Source organism: Pseudomonas sp. LBUM1656, assembly GCF_059716065.1.
Map to the genome: position 1 here is coordinate 2,235,783 of NZ_CP166800.1, position 19,933 is coordinate 2,255,715.

General features: G+C 57.3%; 21 protein-coding genes, 1 tRNA gene and 1 pseudogene. 13 read left to right on the top strand and 10 right to left on the bottom strand.

The features are described 5' to 3' along the window. Positions 1-27: 27 nt before the first annotated feature. On the top strand, positions 28-822 hold the full coding sequence (locus ACA072_RS10040; RefSeq protein ID WP_497624165.1) for an exodeoxyribonuclease III: 795 nt from the start codon (positions 28-30) through the stop codon (positions 820-822). Between the two features lie 112 nt (positions 823-934). Then, positions 935-1,762, top strand: coding sequence for an arylamine N-acetyltransferase family protein (locus ACA072_RS10045; RefSeq protein ID WP_497624166.1), 828 nt, complete (start codon positions 935-937; stop codon positions 1,760-1,762). Between the two features lie 94 nt (positions 1,763-1,856). On the opposite strand, the gene ACA072_RS10050 is transcribed toward ACA072_RS10045, so the two are convergent. Both ACA072_RS10050 and ACA072_RS10055 read right to left on the bottom strand, forming a co-directional pair. Beyond that, on the bottom strand, positions 1,857-2,189 hold the full coding sequence (locus ACA072_RS10050) for a BrnA antitoxin family protein (protein WP_497624167.1): 333 nt from the start codon (positions 2,187-2,189) through the stop codon (positions 1,857-1,859). A gap of 3 nt (positions 2,190-2,192) precedes the next feature. Beyond that, a complete protein-coding gene (locus ACA072_RS10055; protein WP_461980735.1) occupies positions 2,193-2,474 on the bottom strand; it encodes a BrnT family toxin in 282 nt (93 codons plus the stop codon). 255 nt (positions 2,475-2,729) lie between these two features. On the opposite strand from ACA072_RS10055, the gene ACA072_RS10060 reads away from it, so the two are divergent. Continuing rightward, positions 2,730-4,247 carry a nucleobase:cation symporter-2 family protein gene (locus ACA072_RS10060; RefSeq protein WP_497450969.1) on the top strand — a complete coding sequence of 506 codons (1,518 nt, stop codon included), beginning with the start codon at positions 2,730-2,732 and terminating at the stop codon, positions 4,245-4,247. 186 nt (positions 4,248-4,433) lie between these two features. Here the strand turns inward: ACA072_RS10060 and ACA072_RS10065 are convergent, their stop codons facing one another. Next, a complete protein-coding gene (locus ACA072_RS10065; RefSeq protein ID WP_497624168.1) occupies positions 4,434-5,903 on the bottom strand; it encodes an efflux transporter outer membrane subunit in 1,470 nt (489 codons plus the stop codon). An 87-nt stretch (positions 5,904-5,990) separates the two neighbouring features. On the opposite strand from ACA072_RS10065, the gene ACA072_RS10070 reads away from it, so the two are divergent. The 9 genes from ACA072_RS10070 (at position 5,991) to ACA072_RS10110 (ending at position 15,022) form a co-directional block, all read left to right on the top strand. After that, entirely contained in the window at positions 5,991-6,611 is a 621-nt protein-coding gene (locus ACA072_RS10070) for a TetR/AcrR family transcriptional regulator (RefSeq protein WP_497624169.1), read from the top strand. 178 nt (positions 6,612-6,789) lie between these two features. Beyond that, the gene (locus ACA072_RS10075) at positions 6,790-7,911 is read left to right on the top strand and encodes an efflux RND transporter periplasmic adaptor subunit (RefSeq protein ID WP_497624170.1); all 1,122 of its coding nucleotides are present in this window, start codon (positions 6,790-6,792) and stop codon (positions 7,909-7,911) included. Beyond that, a complete protein-coding gene (locus ACA072_RS10080) occupies positions 7,908-11,000 on the top strand; it encodes an efflux RND transporter permease subunit (protein WP_497624171.1) in 3,093 nt (1,030 codons plus the stop codon). The genes ACA072_RS10075 and ACA072_RS10080 overlap by 4 nt, the downstream gene beginning before the upstream one ends. Positions 11,001-11,151: 151 nt before the next feature. Beyond that, positions 11,152-11,727, top strand: coding sequence for a TetR/AcrR family transcriptional regulator (locus ACA072_RS10085; RefSeq protein WP_497624172.1), 576 nt, complete (start codon positions 11,152-11,154; stop codon positions 11,725-11,727). A 355-nt stretch (positions 11,728-12,082) separates the two neighbouring features. Continuing rightward, positions 12,083-12,637, top strand: a complete 555-nt coding sequence (locus ACA072_RS10090) for an OsmC family protein (protein ID WP_497624173.1) — start codon at positions 12,083-12,085, stop codon at positions 12,635-12,637. A gap of 98 nt (positions 12,638-12,735) precedes the next feature. Continuing rightward, positions 12,736-13,509 (top strand): SDR family NAD(P)-dependent oxidoreductase, encoded by a 774-nt coding sequence (locus ACA072_RS10095; protein WP_497450976.1) that lies wholly within the window; start codon positions 12,736-12,738, stop codon positions 13,507-13,509. Between the two features lie 143 nt (positions 13,510-13,652). Further along, a complete protein-coding gene (locus ACA072_RS10100; RefSeq protein WP_497624174.1) occupies positions 13,653-13,907 on the top strand; it encodes a hypothetical protein in 255 nt (84 codons plus the stop codon). 23 nt (positions 13,908-13,930) lie between these two features. Continuing rightward, the gene (locus ACA072_RS10105; RefSeq protein ID WP_497624175.1) at positions 13,931-14,629 is read left to right on the top strand and encodes a DsbA family oxidoreductase; all 699 of its coding nucleotides are present in this window, start codon (positions 13,931-13,933) and stop codon (positions 14,627-14,629) included. Positions 14,630-14,692: 63 nt separating this feature from the next. Beyond that, on the top strand, positions 14,693-15,022 hold the full coding sequence (locus ACA072_RS10110; RefSeq protein WP_497624176.1) for a thioredoxin family protein: 330 nt from the start codon (positions 14,693-14,695) through the stop codon (positions 15,020-15,022). Between the two features lie 14 nt (positions 15,023-15,036). Here the strand turns inward: ACA072_RS10110 and ACA072_RS10115 are convergent. From ACA072_RS10115 to ACA072_RS10135, 5 genes and pseudogenes are all read right to left on the bottom strand, one after another. Continuing rightward, a pseudogene (locus ACA072_RS10115) lies at positions 15,037-15,279 on the bottom strand (glutathione-regulated potassium-efflux system protein KefC); the annotation flags it as partial. Positions 15,280-15,461: 182 nt separating this feature from the next. Further along, positions 15,462-15,680, bottom strand: coding sequence for a tautomerase family protein (locus ACA072_RS10120; protein ID WP_497450980.1), 219 nt, complete (start codon positions 15,678-15,680; stop codon positions 15,462-15,464). Between the two features lie 48 nt (positions 15,681-15,728). Continuing rightward, positions 15,729-16,835 (bottom strand): alkene reductase, encoded by a 1,107-nt coding sequence (locus ACA072_RS10125; RefSeq protein WP_497624177.1) that lies wholly within the window; start codon positions 16,833-16,835, stop codon positions 15,729-15,731. Between the two features lie 44 nt (positions 16,836-16,879). Beyond that, positions 16,880-17,212, bottom strand: coding sequence for a carboxymuconolactone decarboxylase family protein (locus ACA072_RS10130; RefSeq protein WP_014860758.1), 333 nt, complete (start codon positions 17,210-17,212; stop codon positions 16,880-16,882). Between the two features lie 530 nt (positions 17,213-17,742). After that, a tRNA-Asn gene (locus ACA072_RS10135) sits at positions 17,743-17,818 on the bottom strand. A 227-nt stretch (positions 17,819-18,045) separates the two neighbouring features. On the opposite strand from ACA072_RS10135, the gene ACA072_RS10140 reads away from it, so the two are divergent. Further along, positions 18,046-18,276 carry a hypothetical protein gene (locus ACA072_RS10140; protein WP_285435658.1) on the top strand — a complete coding sequence of 77 codons (231 nt, stop codon included), beginning with the start codon at positions 18,046-18,048 and terminating at the stop codon, positions 18,274-18,276. Here the strand turns inward: ACA072_RS10140 and ACA072_RS10145 are convergent. Together ACA072_RS10145 and ACA072_RS10150 are read right to left on the bottom strand one after the other, a co-directional pair. After that, a complete protein-coding gene (locus ACA072_RS10145) occupies positions 18,273-18,473 on the bottom strand; it encodes a hypothetical protein (RefSeq protein WP_497450983.1) in 201 nt (66 codons plus the stop codon). The two genes, ACA072_RS10140 and ACA072_RS10145, sit on opposite strands and share 4 nt — an antisense overlap. Before the next feature lie 248 nt (positions 18,474-18,721). Then, a complete protein-coding gene (locus ACA072_RS10150; RefSeq protein ID WP_497624178.1) occupies positions 18,722-19,918 on the bottom strand; it encodes an amino acid aminotransferase in 1,197 nt (398 codons plus the stop codon). Positions 19,919-19,933 lie beyond the last annotated feature (15 nt).

Here is a 19,933-nt window from a genome sequence, read left to right on the forward strand (position 1 = left end):
CCGTCCATCCGTTGCGAGCCTCGGCCCATGAAAAACCTGAAAATCGCCACCTTCAACGTTAACGGCATGCGTGCCCGACTGCCGAATGTGCTGGCCTGGCTTGAGCGCGAAAAACCGGACATTGCCTGTTTGCAGGAGCTCAAGTCAGTGGACAGCGCGTTCCCCGCCGCCGAGCTTGAGGCCGCGGGCTACGGTGCAGTCTGGAAAGGCCAGTCGTCGTGGAACGGAGTGGCGATTCTGGCGCGAGATGCGCAACCGTTGGAGAGCCGGCGCGGTCTGCCGGGTGACGACGCCGACACCCATAGCCGCTACCTGGAGGCTGCGGTGCACGGGATTCTGGTGGGCTGTCTGTATTTGCCCAATGGCAATCCGCAACCCGGGCCGAAGTTCGACTACAAACTGGCGTGGTTCGAGCGGTTGATCACCTATGCCAAGGACCTGCAGAGCAGCGAACACCCGGTGGTACTGGCCGGCGATTACAACGTGGTGCCCACCGACCTCGACATCTACAACCCGCGCTCGTGGCTCAAGGACGCCTTGCTGCAACCGGAAAGTCGCGAGTGTTACCAGCGCTTGCTGGATCAGGGCTGGACCGATTCCCTGCGTCATCTGTACCCGGAGGATCGGCTCTACACGTTCTGGGATTATTTCCGGCAGCACTGGCAGAAAAACTCGGGGTTGCGCATCGATCATCTGTTGCTCAACTCAGGCCTGAGTCCTTATCTGCACGAAGCCGGGGTGGATGCCTGGGTGCGCAACGAACCGCACGCCAGCGATCACGCGCCGACGTGGATTCGCTTGAGTTCGCGCAAACGACGTTGATCTTCGGGTGCCGGGCGATTGGCTAAATCAATTGTCAGTCGAACCGCTTTATCCCTTATACATGGCGCCCATCGGCGGAGAGATCCGCGGCCCCATGCATAAGGACCGAGCAATGAGCGAGCCACGCCTGACGAACACTGCGTCATACCTGCAACGCCTGGGTTACGACGCGCCCCCGGCGCCAACCCTGGACACTCTGCGCCAACTTCAGCTGCGCCACACCGGGGTTTTCCCGTTCGAAAACCTCAATACGCTGTCCGGTGAGCCGGTACGCATCGACCTGCCCTCCATCGAGCAGAAGATCCTGCACGAGGGGCGGGGCGGTTACTGCTACGAACTCAACTACGCGTTTCTGGTGTTGCTTCAGGAGTTGGGCTTCGACGCACGCGGCATCACCGGTCGGGTCGTGATGGGCCAGCCCGAAGGCGCGTGGACTGCCCGCACGCACCGCTTGAGCCTGGTCACGCTGGACGGCGTGCGCTACATCACCGACGTCGGCTTCGGCGGCATGGTGCCCACCGCACCGCTCCTGCTCGACACCGATGCGGCACAGCTCACGCCCCACGAACCCTATCGCATCGAGCGCCATGCAGATGGCTACACCCTGCGCGCCAACGTCGGCGGCGAGTGGCGGCCGATGTACATCTTCGACCTGCAGCGCCAGGAAGACATCGATTACGCCGTCGGCAACTGGTACGTCTCGACCCATCCGGAATCATCGTTTGCCAAACAACTGATGGTCGCGCGCACCGGGGATGGCTGGAGGCGCACGTTGAACAACGGCAGTTTTGCGATTCATCGGGTAGGCAGCGAAAGCGAGCGGCGGCAGGTGGCGGATGTGGAGGAGTTGATCGGGTTGCTAGAGGGAGAGTTCGGGATTCGGGTGCCGGAGCATGCGGGGTTGAGGCAAGTGCTTGGGCGGTTGATTCAGGCGGCCTAGCCGTCGCCCCGAGAGGGCAGAGTCAAATCATCTGCCCTTAAGCCTTGAATGGGGATCAGGCTCCGTTCCCCTTGGGTCTGGAGCCGTTACAGGCTCAAGGCTCAATCACACGATGGATTTCGCTCAAGACCTCTGACAGTTTTTTCTCCAGGCTCTTCAGTTCAGATGCTGTTACTCCTGCTTTGAAATGTCCGGCATTCGCAACTGCGGCGTACTGATCGTGCTCGGTAGTTTTTTCTCTGTTGCTGAGCAACGTCTGGCGCAAGGTGTTGTTGATCACCGTCTGGTAGCCATACCCCTCGCTCTCAGCCAAGGCCCGTGCCGCTTCGATGACGACGTCATCAAGCATGATCGTAATTCGGGTTTTACCCTTGCTGGAGGCAACCGCTCCACGCTTGGCATTGCTGAAGTCGTATTCGTCTTTCATCGGTCAATCCTCCATATAGCGGCGACGCTCGTTTTTGTTAGCGATACGCGCGGAAATGATTCGTACGAAATTCGGATCGCGATAGGTGTACGCAACGACCAGCAAGCGAGCTTTGGCATCCATTCCCATGACGATCCACCGCTGTTCATCGTGATGGTTGTCCTGAATCGTCAGTGCTCGTTCGTCGTAAAATACCGGTTCTGTTTCAGCGAGGCTGATGCCGCGATGCTTTAATTTGTTGGCCGCGTTTTTTGCCTTGTGATACTGAATTTCGAATGACTTCATTATGCATACTTTATATGTATAAGCGAGTGGGCGTCCGTGCCGGCGGTCGCTTGGCATGCAGAAGACTAGCGGGCGGGGGAGAGCGCGAATGAAGGATGTATTTCAAGATTTTTTGCAGGGGGAAACCGCGTAACCAAAGGGCAGCATGGACACATGTCCATAATATGACTAATGAGTTGTATACAACTCTATAGACATTTGTCCTGAGTCTTGCATACAGTGTGCGCATAACAAAAAACCAGGGAACCCCCCAACATGAAAACGCCCCATGTTTCACACCAACGGCCTGAGGACGAAAACCTCGGGGTCGGCGCGAATATGGCTTACGGCCTGCAACATGTTCTGACCATGTACGGCGGCATCGTCGCGGTGCCTTTGATCATCGGCCAGGCGGCCGGGCTCTCGCCGGCGGACATCGGTTTGTTGATTGCTGCTTCATTGTTTGCGGGGGGCTTGGCGACATTACTGCAAACCCTCGGTTTACCGTTTTTCGGGTGTCAGTTGCCGCTGGTACAGGGCGTTTCCTTCTCGGGCGTCGCGACGATGGTGGCGATTGTCAGCAGTGGCGGGGAGGGTGGCTTCCAGTCGATTCTCGGGGCGGTGATCGCCGCGTCATTGATCGGTTTACTGATCACGCCGGTGTTCTCGCGAATCACCAAGTTCTTCCCGCCGCTGGTGACGGGCATTGTGATCACCACTATCGGCCTGACGCTGATGCCGGTGGCCGCACGCTGGGCCATGGGCGGCAATAGCCATGCCCCGGACTTCGGCAGCATGGCGAATATCGGTCTGGCGGCGGTGACGCTGGTGCTGGTGCTGCTGCTGAGCAAGATCGGCAGCGCGACCATCTCCCGTTTGTCGATCCTGCTGGCGATGGTCATCGGCACGATCATCGCAGTGTTCCTCGGCATGGCGGACTTCTCGTCGGTCACGCAAGGCCCGATGTTCGGCTTCCCGACACCGTTCCACTTCGGCATGCCGACCTTCCACTTCGCCGCAATCCTGTCGATGTGCATCGTGGTCATGGTGACCCTGGTAGAAACCTCGGCGGACATCCTCGCCGTCGGTGAAATCATTGACACCAAGGTTGACTCCAAGCGCCTGGGCAACGGCCTGCGCGCCGACATGCTGTCGAGCATGATTGCGCCGATCTTCGGCTCCTTCACCCAAAGCGCCTTCGCCCAGAACGTCGGGCTGGTGGCCGTGACCGGCATCAAGAGCCGTTTTGTGGTCGCTACCGGCGGCTTGTTCCTGGTGATACTCGGTTTGCTACCGTTCATGGGTCGGGTCATCGCCGCGGTACCGACCTCGGTACTGGGTGGCGCTGGCATCGTGCTGTTCGGCACCGTGGCGGCCAGTGGTATTCGCACGCTGTCCAAGGTTGATTACCGCAATAACGTCAATCTGATCATCGTCGCCACCTCCATCGGCTTCGGCATGATCCCGATCGCCGCACCGAACTTCTACGACCACTTCCCCAGCTGGTTCGCGACCATCTTCCACTCGGGCATCAGCTCCTCGGCGATCATGGCCATCGTGCTCAACCTGACCTTCAACCACCTCACCGCCGGTAACTCGGATCAGCAATCGGTGTTTGCGGCCGGTACTGAACGGGTTCTGCGTTACCAGGACCTGGCGGCGTTGCGTGAAGGGGATTACTTCAGCGAAGGCAAACTGCGGGACTGCGACGGGAATGAGATCCCGGTGGAGGAAGCGGCTCATGATTCGAGCGAGCATCGAGCGGCTCATGCCAAAAGCAGTGAGCATGTCTGATAGGCGCGCGGGTTAAAAAAGGCCGATCTGTAGATTAGACAGATCGGCCTTTTGATTTTCTGACAGTGTCTAGTCCTGAAATAGGTTTACACCTGTTTCACCCCAACGCCCGATGCACCGCATCGGGCGTTTTGTATTTCAAGGACAGGGTTAAGCCCGTTAAGAGGGATGACGCAGGTCACATTTCTACCGTGTCTTTGAGGCAACGCGAGCATCTGAGTCTTCTCGCTGCCAACCGCCGCCCAATGCTTTGAACGTGGCCACTGCAGCGCGAGCCGATTCAGTTTGTGCCTGAGCTCTGCCATCAGATGCCGCTAACAGGTGTTCATCGGCATCCAGTACCTCGATCAGGCTGACCACGCCTTTTTCATAGGCGACAAACGACTTCGCTCGGGCTTTCGCATACGCCGACTCGCCCTGGGTGAGTTGTGTTGATTGTCGCTCGCGGTTGATCAGCGCCGAAAAAGCGCTTTCGACATCTTCGCAGGCCCGCAGAACGGACTGGCGGTAAGCGGCTAAGGCTTCGGCTTCTTGACCTTTCGCCAAATCAATTTGAGCGTTGATGCGGCCAAAATCGAACAGCCTCCAGCGTAATCCCAGTGCCGCCGAAGCCTGACTGGCGCCATTGCTGAACAGGTTTGCGCTGGATACCGAGGTCGCACTGCCGAGCAGCGCCCCCACAGACAGTTTGGGGTAGTACTCGGACATGGCTTCGCCGATGCGTGCGTTGGATGCCGCAAGCCGGCGCTCAGCGACGATCAAGTCTGGACGCCGACGCAGCAGGTCGGCCGGCGCGCCCATGTCCGAGAGGCGTGGCACATCAGGGATGGGCGCCGGCTTGGTCAACTGCGCGCTATAGGTGCCGGGCGCCTTGCCCAACATGACATCCAGCGCATTCATTGCCGCGTCAATGCCTGCTTGCAGTACAGGCACGGTTGCCTGCGCTTGATTCAGCGCGCCTTGGGTCTGATTCAACTGCAGTTCAGCCGCCAGGCCTTTTGCGTAGAGGTGTTCGATGGTGGTGAGCAGTTGTTGTCGTGTGTCTACTTGCTGCCGGGCAATTTCCATGCGTGCTTGCAGGCCACGGATGCTGATGTAAAGGTCGGCTGTTTGCGCGACCACTGCCAGGCGTGTGGCAATCGCCCCGGCTTGTGAGGCCTGATAATCGGCGAAGGCCGCCTCTTGGCTGCGGCGCAGCCCGCCAAACACATCCAGCTCCCAGCCAGCATTCAAATTCGCCTCATAGGCATTGCCGTAGCGATTATAGGAAGGGTCTGAATTCAGCACTTGGCCCAACGGAGTCTCCAATGACTGACGGGCTCTGGCCGCTTGACCATTGACGGTAGCCGACGGCAGGAGGGCTGCGTTAGCTGCGCCCAAACCGGCGCGAGCCTGCTCGATCCTAGCGTTTGCCTGGGCTAAATCGAGGTTCTGTTCAAGTGCTCGATTTATCAGCTGATTGAGTATCGGGTCATTAAATGCGTTCCACCAAGCAGCGAGATCGGCATTTGCGGCGCCTACTTGTCGTGCCTTGGACGTTTGCGCCGAGAAATGCTCGGGCAATTCCACACTGGGTTCTGAGTAGTCGGGGCCCACTGTGCAACCTGCAACCATACCCAGACACAGTAAGACGGCAAAACGAGGAGGAGGGTGCATGCGATACCTGCGAAAGGGTCGGTTTGTGACGATATTACAATTTGGTCACAAGTTGTCAACCACCTTTGGGATGAGTAAGCTGCTCGTATGAATCAGCCATCAGTTTCTTCACCCAGCGCCCGTGGCCCAGCCGATCACGACATTCGAGACCAGATTGTCGCGGCGGCCAACGAGCATTTCAGTCAGTACGGTTATGGCAAAACAACGGTTTCTGACCTGGCCAAGGCCATCGGCTTTTCCAAGGCTTACATCTACAAATTCTTTGAATCCAAGCAGGCGATTGGTGAAGCAATCTGTACAAACTGCCTGACTGAAATCGTTGCGGCAGTGGAGCAGGCCATCAATGTAGAGGGCATCTCGCCGACTGAACGTTTTCGGCGGCTGGTCAAAACTTTGATCGCTACAGGTGTGAGCCTGTTCTTTAACGACCGTAAACTCTACGAGATCGCAGCGTTCGCCGCGTCGGAGCGCTGGCCCAGCTCACAAGTCTATGACGCTCGGATCAAGGGCTTGGTGTTGCAAATCGTGCGTGAGGGGCGAGAGCTTGGTGAATTTGAACGCAAGACACCGCTGGATGAGACGGTAGAGTCGATTCATCTCGCTCTGCGACCCTTCATCAATCCTCTGCTATTGCAGTACAACCTCGATTTTGTTGAAGAAGCCCCTTCTCTCATCTCCAATCTTGTTCTGCGCAGTCTGATGCCTTAACCCTCAGCTGGCGGATGCGCTGCGCATCCGTATCAGCGTGTGCGCCTGAAAAAAACCAGATATCAAGCCTCTCTGCTTTGCTCTGACCAAGTGGGCGATGTTCATTTGCCTTGCTAGTGACTATTGACAGAATTGGTCACTTGAATAAGCATGGCGTATCCGCTACCGAGAGGTCTTTATGATCCAGCGCCACCGCCTGTCACTCATTTTCATTGTCTTGATGCCGTTTGCCCTGGCGGCCTGTAACGAGGCCGCGCCTGCCGATCCTCGCCTTCAAGTGCCCTTGGTGCGCATCGCCGTGGTTCAACCCTCCGCGCCTGCGGCGCGGGTATTCACCGGTATCGTCGCGGCTCGAGTTCAGAGCGATCTCGGTTTTCGGGTGCCAGGGAAAGTCTTGGAGCGCTTGGTGGACTCTGGGCAGAGTGTCAAGCGTGGGCAGCCACTCATGCGCATCGATGCCAACGACCTGACGCTGACCGCGAGGGCGCAGCAGGAAGCGGTGCTGGCCGCTACGGCCCGAGCCCGGCAGGCCTCCGATGACGAGCTTCGCTACCGTGATCTGGTGTCCGTCGGAGCGGTATCTGCTTCAGCTTACGCAGGGTTCAAAGCGGCTGCCGACTCGGCGAAAGCCCAACTCAACGCTGCCCAGGCCCAGGCTGATGTGGCGAAAAACGCGACCGGTTACTCGACGTTATTGGCTGACGCTGATGGGGTTGTGGTGGACACCTTGGCAGAGCCAGGGCAGGTGATTGGCGCAGGTCAGGTGGTGGTGCGTGTTGCCCACTCAGGGCAGCGCGAGGCGGTGATCCAGTTGCCCGAGACGTTGCGCCCTGCTTTGGGATCTTCGGGGACGGTTGAGCTATACGGCCAGCACCAGACTGCAGGTAAAGCGCGTTTACGCCAGTTGTCCGACTCTGCCGACCGACAGACCCGAACGTTTGAAGCGCGTTATGTGCTGGAGGGAGCGCTCTCCAATGCCACCCTGGGTTCGACGATCTCAGTGGTTATCGCTGACACGGATGTTGCTGATGCCAAGGAATTACAGGTGCCCATGGGGGCCCTCTACGACGCGGGTAAAGGCCCGGGTGTCTGGGTGGTTGAGGGAGAACCGGAGCATGTGGTATGGCGCCCGATCAAGGTTCTAAGCCTGAATAACGAGGCCAGCGTGCGCGTGACGGGTGATCTCCAGGTGGGTGATCGTGTCGTCGCATTGGGTGCGCACTTATTGAATGAGGGAGAGAAGGTCAGGACTGAGCTTGCCGGTGCGACGCAAAAAGCGGTGGTTGAGGTGAGTCGATGAGCGGCTTCAATCTGTCGGCGCTGGCAGTACGCGAGCGCTCAATCACCCTGTTTTTGATCCTGCTGATTTCTGTGGGTGGGTTGTACGCCTTCTTCAAACTGGGGCGTGCGGAAGACCCCGCATTCACCATTAAACAAATGACGGTGGTCACCGCCTGGCCAGGGGCGACGGCCCAGGAGATTCAGGACCAGGTGGTAGAAAAGCTGGAAAAACGCATGCAGGAACTGCGTTGGTACGACCGGACCGAGACCTTTACCCGGCCCGGCTTGGCATTCACCACGGTTTATCTGCTCGATAGCACGCCGCCCTCAGCCGTCCAGGAGGAGTTTTACCAGGCGCGCAAGAAAATCCTGGATGAGCAGAAGGGGTTGCCGTCCGGGGTGATCGGCCCGATGGTCAATGATGAGTATTCCGATGTCACCTTCGCGCTCTATGCGCTTAAGGCCAAGGGCGAGCCGCAACGTCTGCTGGTGCGCGAAGCCGAGAGCTTGCGCCAGCGTCTGCTGCATGTGGCGGGTGTGAAGAAGGTCAACATCATCGGTGAACAGGCCGAGCGCATTTTTGTCGAGTTGTCCTACGAGCGTCTGGCGACACTGGGCATTTCTGCACGAGACATCTTCAGTGCGTTGAACACGCAGAACATGATAACGCCGGCCGGCTCAGTTGAAGCGAAGGGCCCACAGGTTTTCATCCGCCTGGATGGCGCGTTTGATGACTTGCAGAAGATTCGTAATACCCCACTGACGGTGCAGGGCAGAACCCTCAAGTTGTCCGATGTGGCTGAGGTCAAGCGCGGTTATGAGGACCCTGCGACGTTCCTGGTACGCAACAATGGCGAGCCCGCATTATTGCTCGGCGTGGTCATGCGCGATGGTTGGAACGGTCTGGATCTGGGGAAGTCGCTGGAGGCCGAAGCGACAGCGATCAACGAGCAGATGCCTTTGGGCATGAGCCTGACCAAGGTCACGGATCAGGCGGTAAATATTGGTGCCTCCGTCAACGAGTTCATGGTGAAGTTTTTTGCTGCCTTGGGCGTGGTGCTGCTGGTGTGTTTTCTCAGCATGGGCTGGCGTGTCGGGGTTGTGGTTGCCGCGGCGGTGCCGCTGACCCTGGCGGCCGTGTTCATTGTCATGGCGGCCACGGGCAAAGACTTCGATCGAATTACCCTGGGGTCGTTGATTCTGGCGCTGGGACTGCTGGTGGACGATGCAATCATTGCCATTGAAATGATGGTGGTGAAGATGGAGGAGGGCTATGACCGAATCAAGGCCTCCGCTTATGCCTGGAGCCACACGGCTGCGCCGATGTTGTCGGGTACGTTGGTGACGGCGATCGGCTTTATGCCCAACGGTTTTGCCAAGTCGACCGCCGGTGAGTACACCGCGAACATGTTCTGGATCGTTGGCATTGCGCTGATCACTTCCTGGGTGGTGGCCGTGGTGTTTACCCCTTATCTGGGCGTCAAACTGCTGCCGCAGATCAAGGTGCCTGAAGGCGGGCATACAGCGATTTACGGTACACCGAACTACCAGCGTTTCAGGCGCCTGCTGGGCAGTGTGATCCGCCGCAAAGGCCTGGTGGCTACATCGGTCGTTGGCTTGTTTGTTGTTGCGATTCTGGGTATGGGCGTGGTCAAGAAGCAGTTCTTTCCAACGTCCGACCGCCCGGAGGTGCTGGTTGAGGTGCAGATGCCCTACGGCACCTCTATAGAACAGACTGATATGGCCGCGGCCAAGGTCGAGGCGTGGTTGGCTCTGCAGTCGGAAGCCAAGATCGTCACCGCTTACATTGGCCAGGGCGCGCCGCGCTTCTATTTGGCGATGGCACCTGAGCTACCCGATCCATCCTTCGCAAAAATCGTCGTCCTGACGGCGAATCAGCAAGAGCGCGAGGCGCTCAAGCTCCGCCTCAGGCAAGCCGCAGCCGATGGCTTGGCGCCTGAAGCCCGGGTGCGGGTGACGCAGTTGGTATTTGGTCCTTATTCACCGTATCCGGTGGCCTTTCGGGTGATGGGCGCCGACCCCGCGGTGTTGCGGGATATCGCCGCGCAGGTGCGTGAGGTCATGACCGCCAGCCCCATGATGAGGACCGTCAACACCGACTTGGGCGAGCGCACACCGGCACTTCATCTCACGCTGGATCAGGATCGTCTGCAAGCATTCGGCTTGACCTCGACCGATGTCGCGCAACAGCTGCAATTCCTGCTCACGGGGGTGCCTGTCACCGAGGTGCGTGAGGACATTCGTTCGGTTCAGGTGGTCGCTCGCTCGGCGGGAGAGACGCGTCTGGATCCGTCGAAAATTGCCGCCTTCACGCTGACCGGCGCCCAAGGGCAGCGCGTGTCGCTGTCCCAGGTAGGGGCGGTGGATGTGCGCATGGAGGAGCCCATTCTGCGACGTCGTGATCGTACGCCGACGATAACCGTGCGCGGTGACGTGGCTGAAGGTCTTCAGCCTCCCGATGTCTCCAACGCCTTGATAACGCAGTTGCAGCCCCTCATCGAAAAACTGCCGACGGGCTACCGGATTGAGTTTGCCGGCTCGATCGAGGAGTCGGGTAAAGCGAACAAGGCATTGCTGCCGTTGTTCCCGATCATGATTGCGCTGATGTTGCTGACCATCATCATTCAGGTGCGCTCGATGTCGGCAATGATGATGGTGTTCTTCACCGCGCCTTTGGGCCTGATTGGTGTGGTGCCAATTCTGCTGCTGTTCCAGCAACCGTTCGGGATCAACGCCTTGGTGGGACTGATTGCCTTGTCAGGAATTCTGATGCGCAACACGCTGATTCTCATCGGACAGATTCACTCCAATGAGCAAGCCGGCCTGTCACCTTACAACGCCGTGGTCGAAGCCACTGTGCAGCGCGCGAGGCCCGTGATTCTCACGGCGTTGGCGGCGATGTTGGCGTTCATTCCGCTGACCCATTCGGTGTTCTGGGGAACGCTGGCCTACACCCTGATTGGCGGTACGTTTGCCGGCACCGTGCTGACCCTGGTGTTCCTGCCAGCGATGTACGCCCTCTGGTTCAAGATCAAGCCCGAGCCCGAGCCCGCGCATGAGCTTGCAGTGAACACTCATGTTGCTTGATACCTGCACCGGATTTACCGCCATTCAAGTCCGCGCAGGTCTCATTTATAGGCCGATTCAAGTGGGTGGTTCATAGGTGCGCAATCTGAGCGCTGTTTTATGAAGAAGTACTAATTTATGATGCCGCATTGATAAATTTGGAAACGGCATCATGAGTACACGCTCCGACCTCCTGAGCAGCGCTGAGATTCTGTTGCGTACCAAGGGCTACGCAGCCTTCAGCTATGCCGATCTGGCGGAAGACATTGGTATCAAGAAGGCGAGTATTCACCACCACTTTCCCACCAAAGAAAGTCTGGCGATTGCCATCGTTGAGAGTTATCTGTTCCGGTTCAAGAATCAGCTGGAATGCATCAATGATGAAAATACCGGCATTATCGATCGGCTCAATGCCTTCGCCTTGATGTTCGCACAAAGCAGTAAAAACGCGATGCTTCCGCTCTGCGGCGCTCTGGCGGCGGAATTGCTGGCTTTGCCTGAAAGCCTAAAGGAATTGACGCGGGATTTTTTCGAAATTCATCTCAATTGGCTTCAGGCCAATATCGCACTGGGCCAAGCGGCAGGGGAACTCAAAGCTGAGCTGGACGGCGTGAAGGTTGCCAGGTTCATCTTGAATACGTTGGAAGGTGGCAGCTTTGTATCTTGGGCGCTGAGCGACAATTACGAACAGTCTTCTGGATTTGATTTCATTTTAGATGGACTTCGGGTTACCGAAACGCCTCACTGAGGTTCGATCAGCTTTTTTCTGCGCCATAGAACGACCGATTCTGCCCTTGCTGGCTCGGTCCGTTTGCCCGCCTCGTAAGTGGTTTCAGCCGCTTAGCTCACACTCTCTGAATTCTTTTTGCACGCACTCAATCTGACGAGCGTACGTCTAGTCTCGCATTTGGTTTACGGCGACCTACCCATGTCTACACTCCGTGTGTGACTCACAGTTATTCCTATTCAGGAAAACTCTGTCTAAGTTATTTTTTGGGCGATTAGTTATAAGAAGAATAGTCTATTGATAGCCAGCCTACTAGTTGGTAGGCTTGTTTCTCTTCCGGGCCAAACGCCCGGTCCATCCCAAGAGGAACGAACTCATGAGCAACAACCTGAATGGTATCGATGTCGCCGCACTCCAGCAGTTTGCCCAAGGCGTTGCTGAGGATGCGACCAAGCGCCACGCGAGCTTCAACGTCAAGACTCAGTGGAAAGGCCAGACTCGCTCTGTGGCCAAAGTCAATCGCTACAGTCTGGCCGGTGAAACCTACTCGCGGGATTTCGAAATCCTCGCCGATGAGCCTAATGAATTGCTGGGCCAAAACACTGCGCCTAACCCTCAAGAGCTGCTGATGGCTGCTCTCAACGCCTGCATGTCGGTCGGTTATGCCGCCAATGCCGCGATGATGGGGATCAAGATTCACAGCCTTGAAATCGAGACTGACGGCACCCTCGACCTGCGTGGCTTCCTGGGAATCGACGAAAGCGTCAACCCGGGCTACGACGAAGTGAGTGTAGTGATTCGCCTGCATACCGACGCCTCCCGTGAGCGTGTTGAAGAGTTGCACAACGTGGTGCTCAAAACCTCTGTCAACTACGCCAACTTTTCGAAAGCTATCCGTATGGTGCCGACCCTCGAAGTGCGTGAGGGCTGATTCGCCTGTTTCAAACAGATTCAAACCTAGGGTGCACCGGTAGGCGGCTAGCAGCCCTGGTGCCGACCCTTACGAAATCTGGATAACCGGAGTCTGCAATGAACGATTTTTTTAAAGGCAAAAAACTGTTGGTCGTCGGCGGTACCAGTGGCATGGGCCTGGAAACGGCCCGCATGGTGCTCAAGGCAGGCGGCAGCGTAGTGCTCACCGGCAGCAAGCAAGACAAGGCCGATGCGGTGCGTAACGAGCTGAGCCCGCTGGGCCCTGTGTCGGTGATCGTCGCCAACCTGATGACTGAAGAGGGCATGAATTTCGTTCGTATGGAAATCAATGCCAACCATCGCGATATCAGTCTGATGGTGAACTCCGCCGGGATCTTTATTCCCAAGCCGTTCACCGAGCACGATGAGGCCGAGTATGACATGTACCTGTCGCTCAACCGCGCGACGTTCTTCATCACCCAGGCCGTAGTCAAGAACATGCTGGCCGCCAAGCTTGAAGGGGCAATTGTCAACGTCGGCTCCATCGGTGCACAGGCCGCATTGGCAGGTTCGCCGGCCTCTGCCTACTCCATGGCAAAGGCAGGTTTGCATGCGCTGACACGCAACCTGGCAATTGAGTTGGCTCACTCGGGTATTCGGGTCAACGCTGTCTCGCCAGGGATCGTTCACACCTCGATCTATGAAGGGTTCATGGACAAAGAGGCGATCCCGGAAGCGATGAAGTCGCTGAACGATTTCCACCCGTTGGGACGCGTCGGCGTTCCCGAAGACGTCGCCAATACCATCCTGTTCCTGCTGTCGGACAAGACGTCCTGGGTGACCGGCGCAATCTGGGACGTGGATGCTGGAATTATGGCTGTTCGGGCCTGACCACAGGGGCGAGTGTGGTCTGATGAAGAGCTCCCATCACTTCCCGACCAAGGAAAGTCTGGGCGCGGAGCTGATCAAGGACTACATCAAACGCTTCGATGCGACCCTCAGTTCGATCCTTGTGTGGCGCCCTGACGGCAGAAATGGCGGCACTGCCGCTAGCGCTGCAAGGGCTAACTCGGGTGTTCTTTGAGAGCCAGCTCGATTGGCTTCAGGCCACCCTCAATGACGGGGTCCGGCGGCGCAACTGGTCGCTGGACAAGCCCGTTGAGACCTACGCGTTCATGCTGCTGAGCTGCCTGGAGGGCGCGAGCCTTATCGATTGGACATTGGGCCGATCAACCGACCCGCTGGCAGGCTTCGATCATTTGCTTGAAACGCTGGTAACGCGGTCTTGATTTCTTTGAGTACAGGACGAGTCATGCAAACTTCTTCGAAAAAATATGCAGTGGATATCTGGTCTGATTTTGTTTGCCCTTGGTGCTGGGTAGCCAAGCGTCGATTCGAGCAGGCGCTCGATAAATTTGCTGAAAAGGACAATGTACAAGTCAACGCCAGGGCCTATCGTCTGGCGGCGAATCACGCGCCAGAGCCTATGATCGCTGCCCTTAAACGCAAGCTCGGCAATCCGGATTCCGCTGTCGCGATGATGAACACCGTCAGTAAATATGGCCGGGCCGCTGGGCTTGATTACCGCTTTGACAGCATGCTATTTGGCGATACCGCAGATGCCCACGTACTGGTCAAGGCGGTTGCGGACGAAGCCGTTAAAAAACGCTTGGTCGAGGCGCTGTATGAGCAAAGCACCTCCCGTGGTCAGTCTCTGTTTGATCGCGGCAGCCTGGAGGCCATAGCCAAGGCCGCAGGCGTTTCGGGCGCGTTAATCCAACGGGCGTGGTCATCCGTTGAGTTGCGCGTAGAGATGGAGGAGGACGAGCATATCGCCGCGCAATTAGGGTCGGGCGTGCCTTTGTTTGTATTCGATAATGCCTTCTCATTGTCCGGTGCTCAGCCTGAGGCTGCTTTTCTTGAAGCGCTGAACAAGATGCAGGAGAAGTCGAAAGTCGAATTTGACGCATTCAGCGGTCAAGTCTGCGGCATAGATGGCTGCAAAATTTGATCAGCAGAAACGGTGCGGCACCGGGTTGTGCCGCCCTTCATCCGTATTGAGAGCGAGATCCAAATGAGCCGTATCGTTGAGTTGAGTGCTCCGCAGTTCGCCCGCTTTGTGGCCAAAGGCAGCAGCGTCGTGCTTTTTTCAGCGTCCTGGTGCAAGCCTTGTCAGGAGGTAAAACCGGTCTTTCATGCCTTGGAAGAAAAGCTTCACTCTCTGGCGGCTTTTGCAAAGATTGATGTGGCGGTGTCTCCGACGATTGCGCAAATGTACGGTATCCGGGCCGTGCCATCCTTGGCGGTGTTCCATGAGGGGCGGCTGCTGCGGGTCATGCCCGGATCCCGTTCAGTTGGAGCCATGAAAAAAGCCATTCTTGCGGAGTTGGAAGAGGCGATTTAACCGAACCTCCTCCATCAGCGGTCAGGCTGATCAGCCTGGCGTTCTTTTTCATCCCTCGGTTGTGGATCTGACCCGGACCCGTTATCGATGGGATAAGCGCGGTCTTCGTTGAATATTTCCGTTAACAGCGCGTTGGCCCGTTTGTAGGCGTCATATTTGAACTCGGTATCATCCACCGGCTGCGCGGCCATTTCTTCCAGCATCTCCAGGTTCGGGTGACGGAATCGATCCGCTCGTTCTCGGGCTTCGTAACGACCAGTGCTGGAACATCACCTGGTTAACCCTGGATTTGTCGGGTAAGGGTGAGCATAAATGATCAGAATTATTGGGAACATTCCACGATAAATCGCGTGTTCAGCCACAACAAAAAACTCCCTGGTCGTTGGACATGAGAGTGCCCACCGACCAGGGAGTCATTTTTTTTGGGGGGGGACCCCTTTTATTTACTTGCTTGCAGTTTCAATACGTCCTGCGCAGTCACGGGTTTGCCAGCGATTCCCCAATCTCCGCTTTTGACCTCTTCGAAGATGACCCAGGTGAGGGCGCGCATGTTTTCACCTTCCACAGACACCATGGCGTCCGTCACTTTCTGGATGACTTCGGCTTTCTGCTTGTCGGTAAAAACGCCTTCAATGCCTTTGATGGTAACGAGAGGCATGGTGTGCTCCTTGAGGTCTGAAGTGGGCAGTGATGAAGCAGCGAATAATCAGGCTTTGGCTGCAACGTATTCCGGGTAGTCGGTGTAACCCTTGGCAATGCGATCGCTGACACCGTAGTAAGTCGCGCGATCACCCTCTGCCAATGGCCAGCCGTTCTGCATGCGCTCTACCAGGTCGGGGTTGGCGATGTAGGCCGTACCGAAGGCGATCAAGTCGAGTTCACCTTTGGCCAGTTCCGACTCAGCGAGGGCTTGGGTGAACCCACCGGCAGCCATCAAGGTGCCTTTGTAGGCTTCACGGAACGCAGCGCTAAAACCAGGCGGCGTTTGCGCGGCGACAATGGTCGGTTGGTAGTTCAGGTGGACGTAGGCCAGTTCGCGCTCATTGAGCGCTGCCGCCATGCTCATCCAGGTTTCTGCTTCACCTTCGTACACGCCAAAGTCATACAGGCGGCCAAACGGCGAGAACCGTACGCCAATCTTTGAGCCGCCGATTTCGGCAGAAATCGCGTCAATGGTTTCCAGCAGAAAGCGCTGGCGATTGGCGATCGAGCCACCGTACTGATCGGTCCGGGTGTTCAAGGCGCTGCTGAGGAACTGATCAAACAGAAAGCCGTTGGCGGCCATGATTTCGATGCCGTCAAAACCAGCCTCCATCGCCATGCGCGCCGACTTCACAAAGTCAGCGATGACCCGTTTCACTTCATCCGTTTCCAAGGCACGGGGCACGCTGGGTTGCACAGGGCCGGGCTCGCCAGGCTCGATCCAGGCATACACCGTGGTATCGACCGCCAGCTGAGTACACGAAGAAACCGGAACCAGGCCATGCACCGAAACATGGGACATTCGGCCAACGTGCCACAACTGCGCGAAGATTTTCCCGCCTTTGGCATGCACCGTTTCAGTGACCTGACGCCAGCCTGGCAAGTGTTCGTCGGCATAAATACCTGGGGTGTACAGGTAGCCACGGGCCTCGTCGGAAATCGGCAGGCCTTCGGTGATCAGCAGACCCGCAGAAGCACGCTGTGCGTAATACAGCGCGGTGAACTCGTTAGGGATGTTGTCTAGGGTCCGGGTGCGGGTCATGGGGGCCATAACGACCCTGTTTTTTAGTGCAATACCGGACAGATCGTAAGGGGTGAGCAGCTTATTCATGATTAGTCTCGAAGTCGTTAACAGGTTGAAAGTCAGCGTTTGATTTACGACTTATCGAATGCGTCCAGCACATGTGTGCTGTACACCAACGCGGCACCGGCGTTCATGTTGATTGCCACGCCCAGTGCTTCGGCGACTTCTTCACTGGTGACGCCAAGTTTCTTGGCTTCGGCGGCGTGGAATGCGATGCAACCGTCGCAGCGGGTGGTCACAGCCACGGCGAGGGAGATCAGTTCCCGGGTCTTCGCGTCCAGGTGATTGGTTTTGCCGCCGGCAGCGCCGAGCGCCGCCATGCCTTTCATTGTTTCCGGAGACAGGCCGTTTAGTTCTACCAAGCGAGTGTTGATGTCTTTGCGGGTTTGCTTCCAATCTTGCATGGGATTCTCATAAGGATGGTGGTGATTACAGTTTTTCAAACTTGATAATAAGCTACCATCCAGTTGGTAGGCATTCAACGTGCTCGTACTGATTTTCACTATTAACGCAATCGAAGGTATTGATAATTTGGTCTTAGAAAATAGGAGAACCGCTTCATGGGGATGACGATTACTGGACTGTTGAATGTCAGCACCGCTTGCTGTCAGGCATCGTCGAGACAGGAGCGCCCGTCTCTTTCCGGGAGAAAGAGACGGCGCAGGTTGGCGCAATGAAGTAGCCAAGCGGATAGGTTGCTGCAGAGCACCTACGAAGGGATATGAGTTGCCGCAGTGGGCACTCTGGTAGAAGTAGGCATCCATCACATCGCTGTGACCGTGCGAGCCGCCGGACGCTAATCGCACTTTGGGAGAACCACCACGGTGTGGTGTACCCACCGGAATCCGACGGAACGCCAAAACGAAAAAACCCGCCAGAAGGCGGGTTTTTCGGGTGATTCAGAGATTTTGGAAGCCTTCTCTGGAACCTTGTATGGCTCCACGACCTGGACTCGAACCAGGGACCCAGTGATTAACAGTCACTTGCTCTACCAACTGAGCTATCGCGGAATGGCGTGTATGTTACTGATTCAAAAAGAGAAGTCAAGCATCTGTTAGCAATTTGATGGATTCATGGAGACGGACGGTGGTTTATCGGCCATGGGCGGTTACCAGAATCGCCTCAGAGGTCTACCATGGCCGCCCGGAAGTGGTTACACGCGCTGCCGGCCATTCGCCGAAAAGGTACGTGCCATGAATCACCCAATCCTCACCCCTCAAGACAGCGGGGTGTTCGCATGAGCATCGCTCAGATCAGCCTGCCCAAAGGTGTCGGCCCGCACGCCGAGAAGCTGTTCGACGCAATCACTCAGGCCAGCACCGCTGACGATTTGAATCGCGCGGGCGGCAAGGCTGAAGGTTTCGTCCTCGGTCTGGAAAGCGCCAAAGCGATCAAGAGTCAGGTCGCCGAATCGCTTTACGTCGCCTATGACGACGCCGCCACTCAGCGTGCCAGCGAACTGGCTTAACCGCCGAACGTGACCGTGGCGAGCATCAGTTTGGCGTACAGCATCGTGGCGGCCAGTTGCACCAGCCACAAGGCCAGGCCGCCGAGGAATACGCCGGCAGCCACTTGCAGCACCAGGTTGTTGCCGCGTTTTGCCGGGGTGCGAGGGACGAAATCGTCCAGTTCGTCACGGTCGGCGCGTAGGTCATCGTTTTTCATGTGGGTTCTCAAGAATTCTCGGGTGTACACAAAACCTGTGGGGGCGACGGCACGGTGATCCGACTTGCTCGCGAAAGCGGTAGCTGATTCAACACATCATTGACTGAACTGACGCCATCGCGAGCAGGCTCACTCCCACATTTGATATGTGTGCAGTCTAGAGCCCTCGGTCAACGCTTTGAAAATTATCTGACACAAATAAAAAACGGGAAGCCAAAAGGCTTCCCGTTTTTCGTACCGTACGAGACTCAGATCACCGCAACGATGGCCTTGGTCACCGCGTCGATGTTGCTCTGGTTCAGCGCAGCCACGCAGATGCGGCCGGTGTCCAGGGCGTAGATGCCGAACTCGCTGCGCAAGCGGGTCACTTGCTCAACGGTCAGGCCGGAGTAGGAGAACATGCCGCGCTGACGACCGACGAAGCTGAAATCGCGCTGTGGTGCGTTTTTCGCCAGCAGGTCAACCATCTGGGTGCGCATGCCGCGAATCCGCAGGCGCATTTCCGCCAGTTCTTCTTCCCATTGGGCGCGCAGTTCCGGGCTGTTCAGCACAGCAGCGACGATGCTTGCACCGTGGGTCGGCGGGTTGGAGTAATTGGTGCGGATCACGCGTTTGACTTGCGACAGCACGCGCGCGCTTTCTTCTTTCGATTCGCTGACGATCGACAGGGCGCCAACGCGCTCGCCGTACAGCGAGAAGGATTTGGAGAACGAGCTGGAGACAAAGAACGTCAGGCCCGACTCAGCGAACAGGCGTACGGCAGCGGCGTCTTCGTCGATGCCATCGCCAAAGCCCTGGTAGGCCATGTCGAGGAACGGTACGTGACCTTTGGCTTTCACCACGTCGAGGACGTTTTTCCAGTCTGCCGGGCTCAGGTCCACGCCGGTCGGGTTGTGGCAGCAGGCGTGCAGCACAACGATCGAGCCGGACGGCAGGGCGTTCAGGTCTTCAAGCAGGCCGGTACGGTTAACGTCGTGGGTCGCAGCGTCGTAGTAGCGATAGTTCTGAACCGGGAAACCCGCGGTTTCGAACAGGGCGCGGTGGTTTTCCCAGCTCGGGTCGCTGATCGCCACGACAGCGTTCGGCAGCAGTTGCTTGAGGAAGTCGGCGCCGATTTTCAGCGCGCCAGTACCGCCAACGGCCTGGGTGGTGATGACGCGGCCAGCGGCGATCAGTGGCGAGTCATTGCCGAACAGCAGTTTCTGCACAGCCTGGTCGTAGGCGGCAATGCCGTCGATCGGCAAGTAGCCACGGGACGCGTGTTGAGCGACGCGAATCGTCTCGGCTTCGACAACGGCGCGCAGGAGTGGAATTCGCCCCTCCTCGTTGCAGTAAACACCGACCCCCAGGTTGACCTTGGTGGTACGTGTATCGGCGTTGAATGCTTCGTTGAGGCCCAGGATTGGATCGCGTGGTGCCATTTCGACAGCGGAGAACAGGCTCATTTTTGCGGCGGCTCT

Bases quoted from the DNA above. Each gene is read 5' to 3' on its own strand.
- ACA072_RS10040 (WP_497624165.1), top strand. From the start codon at position 28: ATGAAAAACCTGAAAATCGCCACCTTCAACGTTAACGGCATGCGTGCC.
- ACA072_RS10045 (WP_497624166.1), top strand. From the start codon at position 935: ATGAGCGAGCCACGCCTGACGAACACTGCGTCATACCTGCAACGCCTG.
- ACA072_RS10050 (WP_497624167.1), bottom strand. From the start codon at position 2,189: ATGAAAGACGAATACGACTTCAGCAATGCCAAGCGTGGAGCGGTTGCC.
- ACA072_RS10055 (WP_461980735.1), bottom strand. From the start codon at position 2,474: ATGAAGTCATTCGAAATTCAGTATCACAAGGCAAAAAACGCGGCCAAC.
- ACA072_RS10060 (WP_497450969.1), top strand. From the start codon at position 2,730: ATGAAAACGCCCCATGTTTCACACCAACGGCCTGAGGACGAAAACCTC.
- ACA072_RS10065 (WP_497624168.1), bottom strand. From the start codon at position 5,903: ATGCACCCTCCTCCTCGTTTTGCCGTCTTACTGTGTCTGGGTATGGTT.
- ACA072_RS10070 (WP_497624169.1), top strand. From the start codon at position 5,991: ATGAATCAGCCATCAGTTTCTTCACCCAGCGCCCGTGGCCCAGCCGAT.
- ACA072_RS10075 (WP_497624170.1), top strand. From the start codon at position 6,790: ATGATCCAGCGCCACCGCCTGTCACTCATTTTCATTGTCTTGATGCCG.
- ACA072_RS10080 (WP_497624171.1), top strand. From the start codon at position 7,908: ATGAGCGGCTTCAATCTGTCGGCGCTGGCAGTACGCGAGCGCTCAATC.
- ACA072_RS10085 (WP_497624172.1), top strand. From the start codon at position 11,152: ATGAGTACACGCTCCGACCTCCTGAGCAGCGCTGAGATTCTGTTGCGT.
- ACA072_RS10090 (WP_497624173.1), top strand. From the start codon at position 12,083: ATGAGCAACAACCTGAATGGTATCGATGTCGCCGCACTCCAGCAGTTT.
- ACA072_RS10095 (WP_497450976.1), top strand. From the start codon at position 12,736: ATGAACGATTTTTTTAAAGGCAAAAAACTGTTGGTCGTCGGCGGTACC.
- ACA072_RS10100 (WP_497624174.1), top strand. From the start codon at position 13,653: ATGGCGGCACTGCCGCTAGCGCTGCAAGGGCTAACTCGGGTGTTCTTT.
- ACA072_RS10105 (WP_497624175.1), top strand. From the start codon at position 13,931: ATGCAAACTTCTTCGAAAAAATATGCAGTGGATATCTGGTCTGATTTT.
- ACA072_RS10110 (WP_497624176.1), top strand. From the start codon at position 14,693: ATGAGCCGTATCGTTGAGTTGAGTGCTCCGCAGTTCGCCCGCTTTGTG.
- ACA072_RS10120 (WP_497450980.1), bottom strand. From the start codon at position 15,680: ATGCCTCTCGTTACCATCAAAGGCATTGAAGGCGTTTTTACCGACAAG.
- ACA072_RS10125 (WP_497624177.1), bottom strand. From the start codon at position 16,835: ATGAATAAGCTGCTCACCCCTTACGATCTGTCCGGTATTGCACTAAAA.
- ACA072_RS10130 (WP_014860758.1), bottom strand. From the start codon at position 17,212: ATGCAAGATTGGAAGCAAACCCGCAAAGACATCAACACTCGCTTGGTA.
- ACA072_RS10140 (WP_285435658.1), top strand. From the start codon at position 18,046: ATGAGCATCGCTCAGATCAGCCTGCCCAAAGGTGTCGGCCCGCACGCC.
- ACA072_RS10145 (WP_497450983.1), bottom strand. From the start codon at position 18,473: ATGAAAAACGATGACCTACGCGCCGACCGTGACGAACTGGACGATTTC.
- ACA072_RS10150 (WP_497624178.1), bottom strand. From the start codon at position 19,918: ATGAGCCTGTTCTCCGCTGTCGAAATGGCACCACGCGATCCAATCCTG.